The sequence below is a fragment of the Rheinheimera mangrovi genome, from assembly GCF_003990335.1.
Taxonomy (GTDB): domain Bacteria; phylum Pseudomonadota; class Gammaproteobacteria; order Enterobacterales; family Alteromonadaceae; genus Pararheinheimera; species Pararheinheimera mangrovi.
Genome location: NZ_CP034683.1, coordinates 4130679 through 4143443 on the forward strand (window position 1 = coordinate 4130679; position 12765 = coordinate 4143443).

Annotated in this window: 12 protein-coding genes; 4 read left to right on the forward strand and 8 right to left on the reverse strand. The window is 46.4% G+C overall.

Annotation, left to right across the window (positions count from 1 at the left end):
• Positions 1-7: 7 nt before the first annotated feature.
• A complete protein-coding gene (locus EK374_RS18595) occupies positions 8-1168 on the reverse strand; it encodes a FecR family protein (protein WP_127026028.1) in 1161 nt (386 codons plus the stop codon).
• Positions 1158-2510 carry a hypothetical protein gene (locus tag EK374_RS18600; RefSeq protein ID WP_127026029.1) on the reverse strand — a complete coding sequence of 451 codons (1353 nt, stop codon included), beginning with the start codon at positions 2508-2510 and terminating at the stop codon, positions 1158-1160. The genes EK374_RS18595 and EK374_RS18600 overlap by 11 nt, the downstream gene beginning before the upstream one ends.
• Before the next feature lie 272 nt (positions 2511-2782).
• Between EK374_RS18600 and EK374_RS18605 the strand changes: the two genes are divergently transcribed.
• The gene (locus EK374_RS18605; protein WP_127026030.1) at positions 2783-4282 is read left to right on the forward strand and encodes a YifB family Mg chelatase-like AAA ATPase; all 1500 of its coding nucleotides are present in this window, start codon (positions 2783-2785) and stop codon (positions 4280-4282) included.
• Here EK374_RS18605 and EK374_RS18610 read toward each other — a convergent pair.
• Positions 4279-5463, reverse strand: coding sequence for a multidrug effflux MFS transporter (locus EK374_RS18610; protein ID WP_127026031.1), 1185 nt, complete (start codon positions 5461-5463; stop codon positions 4279-4281). The genes EK374_RS18605 and EK374_RS18610 overlap by 4 nt on opposite strands.
• A gap of 144 nt (positions 5464-5607) precedes the next feature.
• Here EK374_RS18610 and EK374_RS18615 point away from each other — a divergent pair, with 144 nt between their 5' ends.
• Positions 5608-6312: a substrate-binding periplasmic protein gene (locus EK374_RS18615; RefSeq protein WP_127026032.1), complete on the forward strand. Its 705-nt coding sequence runs from the start codon at positions 5608-5610 to the stop codon at positions 6310-6312.
• Here the strand turns inward: EK374_RS18615 and EK374_RS18620 are convergent.
• Positions 6309-6860 (reverse strand): sugar O-acetyltransferase, encoded by a 552-nt coding sequence (locus EK374_RS18620; protein WP_127026033.1) that lies wholly within the window; start codon positions 6858-6860, stop codon positions 6309-6311. The genes EK374_RS18615 and EK374_RS18620 overlap by 4 nt on opposite strands.
• A gap of 130 nt (positions 6861-6990) precedes the next feature.
• Here EK374_RS18620 and EK374_RS18625 point away from each other — a divergent pair, with 130 nt between their 5' ends.
• Positions 6991-7665 carry a DUF3334 family protein gene (locus EK374_RS18625; RefSeq protein WP_127026034.1) on the forward strand — a complete coding sequence of 225 codons (675 nt, stop codon included), beginning with the start codon at positions 6991-6993 and terminating at the stop codon, positions 7663-7665.
• Here the strand turns inward: EK374_RS18625 and EK374_RS18630 are convergent.
• The 4 genes from EK374_RS18630 to EK374_RS18645 all read right to left on the reverse strand — a co-directional run bounded on the left by EK374_RS18630 (position 7662) and on the right by EK374_RS18645 (position 10999).
• The gene (locus EK374_RS18630) at positions 7662-8891 is read right to left on the reverse strand and encodes an ATP-binding protein (protein WP_127026035.1); all 1230 of its coding nucleotides are present in this window, start codon (positions 8889-8891) and stop codon (positions 7662-7664) included. The two genes, EK374_RS18625 and EK374_RS18630, sit on opposite strands and share 4 nt — an antisense overlap.
• A 142-nt stretch (positions 8892-9033) precedes the next feature.
• On the reverse strand, positions 9034-9729 hold the full coding sequence (locus EK374_RS18635) for a response regulator (RefSeq protein WP_127026036.1): 696 nt from the start codon (positions 9727-9729) through the stop codon (positions 9034-9036).
• Positions 9729-10103 carry a DUF3019 domain-containing protein gene (locus tag EK374_RS18640; protein ID WP_127026037.1) on the reverse strand — a complete coding sequence of 125 codons (375 nt, stop codon included), beginning with the start codon at positions 10101-10103 and terminating at the stop codon, positions 9729-9731. The genes EK374_RS18635 and EK374_RS18640 overlap by 1 nt, the downstream gene beginning before the upstream one ends.
• Positions 10104-10117: 14 nt before the next feature.
• On the reverse strand, positions 10118-10999 hold the full coding sequence (locus tag EK374_RS18645; protein ID WP_127026038.1) for a MipA/OmpV family protein: 882 nt from the start codon (positions 10997-10999) through the stop codon (positions 10118-10120).
• Between the two features lie 725 nt (positions 11000-11724).
• Here EK374_RS18645 and EK374_RS18650 point away from each other — a divergent pair.
• Positions 11725-12765 (forward strand): LacI family DNA-binding transcriptional regulator, encoded by a 1041-nt coding sequence (locus tag EK374_RS18650; protein WP_206099239.1) that lies wholly within the window; start codon positions 11725-11727, stop codon positions 12763-12765.

Genomic DNA, 12765 nt, shown 5'->3' on the forward strand with positions numbered 1-12765 from the left:
GGCCGCGCTATTTGATCAAAAAGATGCCGCCGGCTGTGGTCGCGGGGTTCTCAGTTTCACTTAAGACAAACTGCCCAAGGATCTGATCAATACCATCAACAAACAGGGTATCTATCTGGCCCTGAGCTCGTTCATTGCCATGGCTGGCAAAATTAACACCAAGCTCCAGTTGATCAACATTCACCACCCCGTTAAAAGCGGCAAACCATTCCCCACCCGCGTCATTAAAAGACATCTCGCCTTGAGGCACTGTGCCATTATCAAAATCTATCGTCATACTGACCTGAAAATCAGTCACTGCACCTTCTGTGCTTTGCACACTAAATTGCTCCAGAGTACCGTATTGATATGAGCCAGAGCGTGCAGCAATGAGTTCAGCAACCGGAGTTTGATTGCTGCTGCCCTGATAGGCTTGCTCCGCAATAAACGACGTATCTTCAGAACCTTGAGCTGACGGCAAATTGGTGGCATCAGTAAAGGCGGTATTGGAAGCAGCGCCTGAGCTACTGCCTTGATCTGTATTGGCTTCATCGCCAGCTGCTTCTCCGGCAAATTCCGCAGGAGGTGACAGCAAAGGCGTCACCTGACCTGCTACAGTGATCTGGGCAAATGAAGCACTCTGGCCGCCACCAAAGGTGACATTCTCAACAGTGCCGTCTGAACGGGTAATTTGTAACTCAATCTGGCCATCCCAAACCCCCACCAGCATGATTTCGTTGATATAAGACAACTGAAATGTGGTACCACGAATACCAATACTACCCACAGGCGTTTTTAGCTGGTAATTACCAGCGTCCCCTTTTATCGAACCAGTGACTGTGCGTAAACCGCCTTTGACCAATTCCATCACCACAGATCCCTGCTCTGTGGCTGAACCTGCTTTATATTCTGATATCAACAGTTCGGTGTCGCTTTGCAATGCCAACAACGCACCATCGAGCATTCTGAACTGAGCCTGGCTTTGCGCCCCTGTACTGACCTGATCAATATTAAATACCGGTGCTTTACGATTCAAATTGCGGCTTTGTTGCGTATCTGTAGCTGTTGCCGTTACGTTCCCTCTGGCCATCAACGTCAGTCCAGCGTTACTGGCCTGCTCCTGTGCAGACAATGCCAGACTAAACAGAGCAACTACAGGGCTGACATAAAGCATAAAGTTAGAACGCATAGCTGGCTCCTACCACACATTCTGTGCGGTCGTATTCATACAAAGTAACAGGACTGTTTTTATCAGTGTAGCTACATCTCAGTTCAGAGCTGACAGAGGACGAGAACTGCCAAATCCAGCTGCCCGTGAGGGAAAATAAGGATTCATTGCGTTTTACCCGAAATAGGGGATGAGGCGCTTTATAGCTAATGCTTTGTAACTCTGCTCTGGCAATAAGAATATGCGAGGCGCTGGCCAGCCATGTAGTGCTGTAACTTAATGAACTGACATCCCTGCTGTTGTAAACCGCACTATCAAGGCGACTGCGTTCGTTGGAAATACTAACATTGGCCTGATTAATCCAGCGATTACCTTTGCGCTCCCAGGACGCTGAGATGGCATGGACTGTCAGATTTAATCTGTCATCCAGCCTGTTGTCTGAACGGCCAGATACCCATTGCATACCAACAGAGTTCAATGCGTTCAGCTGATACTTGCCACTGATTTGCCCACCCCAGTCGTTTCGGTACAACTCCCCGGCTAAACGCAACGGTCTGCTGTATGCACGCAGGCTGTAGCTGTAGTGCTGATAATTTGCTTCATAGCCCAAACGCGCAGCCAAAGTTTCCCTATCAAAATCAGACAACTGATTAAACTGTGTTGCCCCAACCTGTAGATCAGCCAACCAGGCATAGCGCTGGTTCTGCTGCCATCGGCCATCAAAACTGTATCCAAGCTGATGAAAATAATCACTGCTTGCCTTACTAAGAGGAAATACATCAATTTCGCCCAACGATGGAATAAAGATTCGGTCTTCGGCAGTACCACTATTCACATTGTCGTCATGACCAAAGCCATATCTGATCTTGTGCCGTTGATAGCCCTTTAACTTAGCTTGTTCCCATTCCACTGCACTACGCAATTTAGCAACGGGCTCGACTAAATCAGCCGCAGGCTTTTGTTCAATCCAAGTAAGCTGCCTTAGTGCGGCAGGATAATTTTTAGTTTTGTAATAGGCCTGAGCTAAGGTAAAACGGGCTTGTTGCCATTGGGGCTTATCAGCTACAACCCGTTCAAGCGCAAATACGGCACTGTCATTTTGCTCAACCCGCAGCGCGATACGGCCATACGCCATATCAAAATCAGGCTCTCCAGCCAGTTGATTTTCTAATGAGGCGGCCAGCAGATAAGCCTGCTCCAGCTGGCCGGATTGCACCAGCCGGATAAATTCTGCTTTTTGTTGTTCCAGAGTGAGTGTTTCAGCATGAAGCGAAAAAACCACACCGCCCATTAAGTTCAGTATAAAAAGGCGCAGCCAAAGCGCTGCCCTGATTTTAGCTTTTTGTCCCCCGACTTTTCTCACAGCAACCTCATTTATGTTTTTATGGCCGGACAGATACGGGTGTCACGATACTTTTATTATTCTGCTGTTAGAGAAATAGCAGGAAATATAAAAAAGGAAAGCAATGCCCAAGGATTTCACTGCAGAAAATAAAAATAAATAGTCTGCGTAAACAGAGATTTATGCCATTAATTTCTGATCTTATATCAGCACTTTTGTCAATTCACTATCAATACTGGCGAATTAACATTACAAGGTTAAAATTAAGTAAACAAATTATCTGAGAACGAATCATGGCACTGGCCTTAGTCCACAGCAGAGCACGCTCTGGCTTGCAAGCACCGCTTGTGACAGTGGAGGTGCATTTAAGCCGGGGCTTGCCTGGTTTTCAATTGGTTGGCTTGCCGGAGACCTCAGTCAAAGAAGCCAAAGACAGAGTACGCAGTGCGCTAATTAATAGTGGTTTTGAGTTTCCAGATCATAAAATCACTGTCAATCTTGCCCCTGCAGATTTACCTAAAGAAGGCGGGCGTTTTGATTTAGCAATTGCTCTGGGAATACTGCATGCCAGTGGTCAGTTGCAAGCTGACTTATCCGCTTATGAGTTTTTTGGTGAGTTGGCCTTGTCGGGAGAAATTCGCAGCATAGTGGGAGAAATCCCCTTAGCTTTGGCCTGCAAAATGGCCGGAAACATCGCGGTATTTCCATTACAAAATGCAGTACAAGCTCAACAAGTTCCTGATCTTCAGCTGTGTGGCGCAGAACATTTGTTGCAGCTGCATGCATTTTTAGTACACCATCAGGCTCTGCCTGCTATTCCGGTTATTCCTGATAGTAAAGCAGAGTTGTATCCGGATCTGGCTGAAGTTCGCGGCCAGGCTCAAGCGAAAAGAGTGCTGGAAATTGCAGCTGCCGGCGAACATAATCTGCTGATGTTTGGCCCGGCAGGAACAGGCAAATCGATGCTCGCGCAACGCTTACCTGGCATACTCCCAAGCTTAAACGATCAGGAAGCATTAGAAACTGCAGCAATTTATTCAGTGGCAGCACAACCCAGAACTGTGCAGCAGTGGCACCAGCGGCCATTCAGACAACCGCATCATACCTGTTCAGCTGTAGCTTTGGTGGGAGGAGGCTCGATCCCCAGACCCGGAGAGATTTCTTTAGCTCATCGCGGAATTTTATTTTTGGATGAAGTCCCGGAATTCCCTCGCACTGTGCTGGAATCAATGAGACAACCTCTTGAAAGTGGTAAGGTTTTTATATCAAGGGCAGCACGACAAGCCGAATTTCCAGCCAGCTTTCAGTTGGTAGTTGCCCTGAACCCAAGCCCTTCAGGCCATCATAAAGATGGTCGCAGCAGCCCTGAACAAATCAGACGGTATTTAAGCCGTTTATCCGGCCCTTTTCTCGACAGAATTGAACTACAAGTCGAAGTACCTTTGTTACCTAAAGGCAGTTTAAGCCAACAAAAACCCGAAGAATCAAGCAGTATCATCAAACAGCGGGTCGATGCAGCCCGTGCCATTCAGTGGCAACGACAACACAAAGCCAATGCCCGCCTCACGCTGAGTGAACTGGAACAGTATTGTCAGTTAAACCCGGCTGACGCTGACTATTTCGAAAACTGCCTGACTCAGCTGAAATTTTCAGCCCGCAGTTATCACAAACTGCTCAAAGTGGCCCGTACGCTAGCTGATTTAGCACAGCGGCCACATATAGAACGCTGTGATTTGCAGGAAGCCTTAAGCTACCGCTCTTTTGACCGCTTACTTAACTATTTACAGTCTTAATTACTTTGACCTGCTTTAGTTTGATGTATACCCAAAAACTGACAGACAGTAATAGCCAATACACCGCAAAACATCAGTATGGAAAACGGCAATGCTGTGCCAGTGTATGCCAAGGCGAGTAAAGGTCCGGCCAAAGCTCCACTGCCAAAACGCAAGGTACCGATCACAGCTGTGGCTGTGCCACTGTGTTCTGGAAAACGCATTAAAATCATCGCATCGGCATTGGTTGCAATCAAACCTAAACTCGCCATCAGCGGCGCTATACTCAGCACAGTAAAGACTAAACCTAATTCAAACCAGTTGGCCAGGCAAAGCACACTGGCGCTGAACAAAGCCAACACCAACCCACTATTCAGCATTCGCTGCGGACCATAACGACCAACAAATCTGCTATTGCAAAAATTAGCCATCATCAACATACCCACATTCAGCGCAAACAACAGACTGAACAGCTGCTCGTTGACACCGTAATATTCAATATAAACAAAAGGCACCGCAGTTAAAAAACAGAAAAATGCAAATGAAGCAAACATAGAAGTTGCGATTTGTGGCCGGGCCACTGCATGAGCGAAAACAAAACGATAACCCGCCAGAAACTCCAGTTTACGGCCTTTTGTCACAGCGACAGGATCAGGTAAAAAGCGCCAGGTCAGCAGTAGGATCACGGACGAATACAAGGCTAATACCAGAAAAATATCCTGCCAATGGCCAACCCAAAGTACAGCGCTGCCGATAGCTGGCGCAATTAAAGGAGCCATCATCATAATCATCGAAACATAAGACATGCCCTTGGCAGTATTTTCCTGATACAAAGCGCGGATAATACCTGGCACCACAACGGTTGCAGCACTACCGGCAAAAGCCTGTAATGCACGTAAGCCGAGCAACCATTGCGCGTCCTGGCAAAACACCAGAGCAAAACTGGCCAGGCTAAAAAATAACAGACCAACCAATGCCAGCGGACGACGACCTATAGCGTCAGCGAGCGGGCCGAAGACCAGCATACCAACCCCATAAGCCGCCAGATAAATACTCAGAGATTGCTGGATAAGCCCAATATCAGTACCCAGTTCACTCGCCATCAGTGGCATAGCTGGCAAATACATATCAATAGCCAAAGGCGTAATAGCAACAATGCTGGCTAGCAGCAACAATAAACCAAAAGAGACTGTTTTGCTCATGATGAAATCCTGGCAGGTAGATATTGAATAATACCTGATCCAGACCAAAATAATTGGAGCTGTCATCGTAAATATTGCGACACTGGTCCTGAACTGTGTTAAAACCACTGCAGGTCTGCTGCCTATGGGTGAGTCGGAGTTTTTATGAAACAACTTATTTTGTTACTTGGCCTTTTCTGCACTCTGGCGCAAGCCACTCCGATCAAAGTAGGTTTACACGATTCAGCGCCCTGGGCCTACCGCAATGCTCAGGGAGAAATCACCGGGCTGGACTATGAAATAGTAAAAACTATTTTGCAGCGTGAAGGCATTGAAGCAGAATTCGAACTTTATAGTTACAGCCGCTTGTTAAAACTCTTTTCCGAGCAAAAACTGGATATAGCCAGTCCTGTTGCCGTGCCTTATCCGGGTGCTTTTTATAGCCAACCTTATTTTACCGTGTTGGACGTGGTGGTACATAAAAGCAGTAATCCCATCAAAATTAATAGCCTGCAAGACCTCAAAGGTAAAACTATTGTCGGTTATCAGCAAGCACAAGAAGTACTGGGGCCAGACTTCGCAGCTATCACAAAGCAAGCGCATTATCTGGAAGAAGCCGACCGGGAAAAGCAGTTTGAGTTATTGATGAAGGACAGAGTGCAGTTGATGGTTGGAGACAGTAAAGTGCTGACCTATTACGCCAACAAAAACTATGGCCGCGGCAGTATACAAACGCACAGGATCTTCCCATCTGTTGATTATCCGGCTGCATTCTGGAAAGTAGAATTGCAGGCAAAGTTTAACTCTGGCCTGCTGCATCTGAAAGAATCAGGTGAGTTGGATAAAATCCACGCTAAGCCCCGGCTTTAACTCACCGTCTTGATTATTTTCGCCGGATTGCCAGCTACCACTGCATAAGCAGGCACGTCTTTGGTAACAACTGCACCAGCAGCAATCACAGCCCCTTCGCCTATAGTGACACCAGGTAAAATAATAGCGCCCCCACCCACCCAAACCGAATTGCCTATAGTGACGGCTTTACCTTGTTCCAGTCCGGTTTTTCTTTGTACGGCATCCAGCGGATGAGCCACAGTATAAATTTGCACAGCCGGGCCCAATAATACGTCATCGCCAATACTGACTTTGGCCGCATCTAAAATAACGCAATTGTGGTTGGCATAAAAATTCTGGCCCAGTTCAATATTGTTGCCGTAGTCGCAATAAAAGTTCGGTTCAATGTAACAACTGCCCAATTTGCCAAACAACTGTGCAGCTAGCTGTTGATGAGCTTTAAAACGCAAAGGTCCTTGTTGATTAAGCTGGGCACAAAGCGCTTTGGCATGCTGCCGTTGTTTTGCTAACACTTTGTCAGCCGGATTAAACCACAAACCCGCAGCCATTTTTTCCTGCTCAGTCATCAATCTCTGCCCTTGTCTCACTTATCATTAGGCTGATGCTGATAACACAAAGCTTCAGGCTTTTTATAGTGTTATGCGTTGGATTAGGGATATACTAAGGCTAATGTCGTTGTTTAGCTGGGTTTATCAGATGAAAAAAACCAAAGTTGTCACTACTGAAGAAATATTGCTCACTCTCTGTCAGTCCGTTACTCAGGTGTTAGCTGCCGCTGGCAACGATAAGGTTGCTTATTCACCTATGGTACAGAAAATCCATAAAACCTGCCTGCGCCCAGATCTTGGTTGCTTTGTATTATTTGATGGTGGCTTTTCTGGTTTAGTGATTATCAACTTTACATCTCAAGCGGCCATGGAAATTTATCGTAAGTATATGATGAGTATGGGCATGCCTGAATCTGAATTAGCTAATTTCCATACCTCAGACGAAGTGGGCAATGTAATGGGGGAGCTGATGAACCAAATCGTTGGCGATTTCACCAACAGAGTAAGGATGGAACTGCAAACCTCAATTAATCAAAGCCAGCCTAAAATGATGGCGATTAATAAACAGGTGCAGATTATGATCAACACCCAGTTGGATCAACCTCAGGCTCGCCGTGTCACCTTCAGCACACCAAACCATGCAATTTTTTACATGGAGCTGTCGATGGACAAAACTGAATTTATTCAGTTGCACGATTTCATCCCTCCACAGGATGAAAACCCGGATGATATTATTGCCAATACCAACGCAGCCGAAGCAGAATCAAATGAGGTGATGACTTCTGAAGTGGATGATGACTTCCTGAAAAATCTAGGGCTTTAATGCTGTATTCTGCCATCAGGGCTTTGTTCCGATGGCAGTTTAATCAGAAAACTGGCACCTCCCCATCTGCTTTCCCCGACTTCAATACTGGCCTTATGCCATTCAAGCACACGACAGACAATAGCAAGCCCTAAACCAAAACCACCAAAACCTTTTTGCCGGCTGGGGTCTAATCTGACAAAAGGCTTCAGAATTTCAGCCCTTTGTTCAGGCGCTATTCCAGGCCCATCATCTTCGACCATAATCTCAATAGCATTAGTCCCGGCTCGCAATCTGAGCGCCACCTTTTTCTGAGCAAATCGCTTGGCATTCACCAGTAAATTTTGTACTGCTCTTTCCAGATAATGGCCATCGCAGACATAAACACAACGGCTGATGATGTCCAATTCAATCGCAGTTCCAGGTAAAGGTGATAGTTTTTCGACTAAGTTCTGCAACAACTCCGACAAATCCACTTGTTGCATTTTCAACTGAGGTTGTGTCGATTCAAGACGGGCATAGTCCAGCATCTCATCCACAAGTTGCTCAAGCTCTTTTACATCGTTAATCATCAGTTGTTTTTCGTTTTGCGGCAAAGCGGACAGTTCCAGTGCAAAACTTAAACGGGCCAAAGGTGTCCGCAATTCATGGGAAACCGCCTGAGTCATTTCACGTTGCAACCCAAGCAGGCGCTGAATTTGTTGGCGCATTTGTTCAAAACTCAGTGCAATAGGGGCAATAAAAGATCGGACAGGCACAGTAGCAACACCTGAAGGGGCACTGATTTGTTGTCGGAGCTGCTGAATATCACGCGCGACAGGCCAAAGCCATAACCAGACAGCTACAGCTAACAAACCCAAAAACAGTAAGCTAAACCAGTAAGAAGGTACTGCACTATCTGTCAGGTCTGCCGGTCCCAGTTGCCATAACTCACCTTGCTGCATGGCATAAAAAAACACCTGATCTTTCGTAAACAGAGGCACAACCTGGCCAGCCTCCAATGCCGCCAGTTCGGTTTCTGACCAGAGGATACTGCCTGCAGGCAGTACATTAGCAGGCAAGGCGGAAGAGAACTTAGCCTGAGAGACAGGCTGAGTACTGAGTTGTGCAGCCAGATTGTCTGCCACCAAAAGTACCCAGGGGGGCACCTGGCTTTGGGTTTCCTGCCAGATCCTCTCTACAGTCCAGCCTACGCCCACCAGTACCAGTGAAATAAACAGATAAAAATGCAGAAATAGTCTGGACACTATCTAAAACCCAAAGCAATTGAAGTTGCAGCGCGACAAGCGCATCAAACCGCAACAACATAGATGCGCTATGTGATCGGGGCGAGACTCTTTACCATCACAGCATGTAGTCAACAAAGCTGCAGTCTCAAGTGAGAAGGGTTTAATTGTTCCAGGCATCAGCGACAAATAAATACCCTTTCCCCCAAACCGTTTTAATCCGGAAAGGTGTTTCAGCATTGTCGTTCAGTTTACGCCGCAAGTGCGATACCCGAACATCGACGGTCCGATCCAGACCATCATATTCACGACCAATAATTTGTTTGTGTATAGCTTCACGTTTAACCGTTTGACCTGCATGTTTAGCAAGCATCCACAACAAATCAAACTCATAGCTGGTTAGTTCCACCAGTTGTCCGGCAAAATGAGCTTCACGGGCACTGTTATTCAGACTCAACTGCCCAAAGCTAAGCTCCTGATTTTCACTTTTAATGGCAGGACTACCACGCCTTAATAACGCATGTACCCTGGCCAGCAACACACGGGGCTCCACTGGTTTAATCACATAATCATCAGCGCCCAGCTCCAAACCAAGCACCTGATCTATATCGCCTTGTTTAGCTGTTAACATCAGAATAGGGGCAGTAAACCAGGGGCGTATAGTGCGGCAGATGGTAAAGCCATCCATACCGGGCAACATCAAGTCCAGAATCACCAAATCGGGTTGCCAGGTCTGACAAATGGCGGGCACTGTATCGCCCCGGCTCTCCAGCCGCACTTCAAAACCATGCTGTTGCAAAAAGCTCTGCACCAAAGCGGCCAAACGGGCATCATCTTCAACCAATAAGATTTTTTGCATTAAAACACACTCCAGGGCGCCACCAGACGTCTTCTTTTTTCCGGCTGACGGCTTAATACAATTAACTCTTTGCGCAGCACAACACTGTTGTCACGCTGCAATCTGACTTCGGTTTTACCCGGCCAGCTCAATAGCTGTTGCCACTGCCCTTGCCGTGCCTGCTGCCAGCACCGTATTTGCTGTTGCGCAAAATACAGACACAGATCTTCGGCTCTGGAACTGCTCCAACTGACTGTAAGTTGCGCTTCACAGTTTTGTTCTACTGTTGCAGAAACACAAAAAGCCGGACTTACAGACCAGCATAATTCAGCCCTGCATTCAGGGTTTTGGGCAGTTACCAGCAGCATATTACCGGCTAAAAACAGCCCTAACATTCCCTATCCTTGCGTTAATAAAAGCGATAACTCATACCCACAAACCAAGTCTGCACCGAATCTTTCTGCACTAACGGGCTATCCGTCATAGCACTATCCAAATGCAGATATCTATAAAAAGTCAGTACTGACCAACGAGAATTCAACGCTTTTTGCCAGCCCAGACGTAACTCAGGTTGCCAACTGGCACGTCCTTGATATCGCTGCAGGTAATACAACTCATCGTTACCCACACCATAATAGGTATCGATCAGTTTGGCACTTTTCCAATACAAGGTGCCACTCAGATCAAATTGTCCGCCCGCCAGTGGCCAAAACCGTGACCAACTCAAACTGGCATTCTGACCGCTGTACTTCGAGTTCAGGTTCTGCCACAGGTTCAGTCGGCTTTGCCATTGTTCGCCAAACCAGTTGAGCTGCAATCCGGCATCTACTGCTGTTGGTCTCTTTTTAACATGTTCAATAGAAACTGTACTCATCGCTTTCTCAGTGCCAGTTTCCACTTCTGGAGGTAATAAAGCTCCGGAGCTGTTAAAGGTAATCACATTGCCAGCAAACCAGCGCTGAAAGTAACCTTTTTCTGAATTTAGCCGCATCACCAGACTCACGGCAAAGCGATCATTTTGTTGCAGGCTATAACCCAAGGTGCCATTGTCGATAAACCAGGAATCTGCATAGTAGCTAAAATCCGGTAAAACCAGCATAGGAAAACTGTCACCGTCATACAAAGGGTTGCTACGTTGCCCTGCCCCCAGTGCGACAGATAACTGAAATTGTTCAGACTCTACACAACCGTCTTGATCTGTAGCGCATGCCAAAGCGGCACCGCTGCAAAAAAAGCAGATGAAAAAAAGCCAGACCACTGATTTCATCGACACATCACCCATACTATTCATGTCGCGTACTTTAGCAGTTAATACAAAACAGCTTAAGTAAAGTTAACAACTTCACACAAATTGTCGTATGAAGTCACAATGGCAGAACGGTCAAACGGACAAAATCTGATGGGCTTGTACCAAGCTAACTAAATGTTCTGAAGACCTTTTCCCACCACTGGTGAAAAGGATCAAACAGGTGAATTTAATGCTATGATGCCCATTATAAAAAAGAGCAAACCAGCCAGTGATTGCAGTAGTAACAAAGAGCTTTCTGAAAATAAATGTAACGGCGGGTTTTATCCCAGTCCGTCTCGCAGATAAAGCGATGTTAGAGCGATAAAAGAACGAGTCCCCAATCACATAGTTGTCCTATGTGATTGGGTCGAAGATCTTTATTGTAAAAGAGCGCAGTCAACGCAGCTCCAGCTTCAAGAAAGAAGGGTGTTACCCACATTAATTGGAGTTGCAGCAAGGCGACAAGAGATAGAGTCCCCATGAACATAGTTGCCCTATGTGATTGGGCCGAAGATCTTTATTGTAAAAGAGCGCAGTCAACGCAGCTGCAGCTTCAAGAAAGAAGGGTGTTACCCAAATTAATTGGAGTTGCAGCAAGGCGACAAGAGATAGAGTCCCCATGAACATAGTTGTCCTATGTGATTGGGGTGATAGAGCGCAGTCAACGCAGCTGCAGCTTCAAGAAAGAAGGGTATATGAAGTCAACAAATCAGCCAGGAATAGCCCCGATGACACCGATGAAAGGAAAAGCAACTTCCTTTGACATCGCCTATCTTGCCGGCGTATCACAATCCACTGTATCCCGTGCATTGCGTGACAGCCCTGCTGTTAATCAGGAAACCAAAGACAAAATCTTTGCCATTGCCAAACAGCTGAACTACAAGGTAGATAAAAACGCCAGTAATTTACGAAAACAAACCACCGGCACTCTGGCACTATTGCTGTTTGAAGACCCGACTGTGGATGAGTCACAAATTAATCCATTTTTTCTTGCGATGCTCGGCAGTATCACCCGAGCCTGCAGTCAGCGTGGTCATGATTTATTAGTCTCGTTCCAGCAGTTGAGTAATGACTGGCATGCCGATTACGAAGACAGTAAAAAAGCTGATGGCATTATTCTGCTAGGTTATGGTGACTACAAAGACTACGAAGAAAAACTAAACACCCTGTTAGCACAGCAAACCCACTTTGTTTGTTGGGGCGCTGAAGTGCATGGCCATCCAGAATTCACCATCCGCAGCAATAATTTGCAAGGAGGCAAACTGGCTGGACAGCATCTGCTGCAGCAAGGACGAAAACGTTTCGCTTTTATCGGCAATGCATCCGACAACAGTCCTGAATTTCTGGCTCGTTATCAGGGAATGGTGCACGCCTTAGAACAAGCAGGCATTGCGCAAAGTACAGTGGCGCAACTGGATGCTATTTCAACAGAGCAGGCAGGTTTTAATGCCATTAATCAACTTCATGAACAGGGTAAAAGTTTTGACGCACTGTTTTGTGCCAGTGATTTGATTGCCGTAGGCGCAATTCGCGCTTTGCAGAAAAAAGGCCTGAAAGTACCTGAAGATGTCGCAGTGGTAGGTTTTGATGATATTCCGGTTGCCTCCTTTTCATCGCCGGCGTTAACCACTATTCAACAAAACACTTCTTTGGCCGGTGAAATGCTGGTGGTTAACTTACTAAAACTGATTAATCATCAAGCCGTAGAACTAACAGAAATTCAGCCAAAAATCATAGTCCGTCAATCTTGTGGTGCTGCAGAGCGTTAA

Coding starts and splice junctions, on each gene's coding strand:
- EK374_RS18650 (WP_206099239.1), top strand. CDS start 11,725: ATGACACCGATGAAAGGAAAAGCAACTTCCTTTGACATCGCCTATCTT.
- EK374_RS18620 (WP_127026033.1), bottom strand. CDS start 6,860: ATGACTGAGCAGGAAAAAATGGCTGCGGGTTTGTGGTTTAATCCGGCT.
- EK374_RS18645 (WP_127026038.1), bottom strand. CDS start 10,999: ATGAATAGTATGGGTGATGTGTCGATGAAATCAGTGGTCTGGCTTTTT.
- EK374_RS18595 (WP_127026028.1), bottom strand. CDS start 1,168: ATGCGTTCTAACTTTATGCTTTATGTCAGCCCTGTAGTTGCTCTGTTT.
- EK374_RS18625 (WP_127026034.1), top strand. CDS start 6,991: ATGAAAAAAACCAAAGTTGTCACTACTGAAGAAATATTGCTCACTCTC.
- EK374_RS18610 (WP_127026031.1), bottom strand. CDS start 5,463: ATGAGCAAAACAGTCTCTTTTGGTTTATTGTTGCTGCTAGCCAGCATT.
- EK374_RS18615 (WP_127026032.1), top strand. CDS start 5,608: ATGAAACAACTTATTTTGTTACTTGGCCTTTTCTGCACTCTGGCGCAA.
- EK374_RS18640 (WP_127026037.1), bottom strand. CDS start 10,103: ATGTTAGGGCTGTTTTTAGCCGGTAATATGCTGCTGGTAACTGCCCAA.
- EK374_RS18635 (WP_127026036.1), bottom strand. CDS start 9,729: ATGCAAAAAATCTTATTGGTTGAAGATGATGCCCGTTTGGCCGCTTTG.
- EK374_RS18605 (WP_127026030.1), top strand. CDS start 2,783: ATGGCACTGGCCTTAGTCCACAGCAGAGCACGCTCTGGCTTGCAAGCA.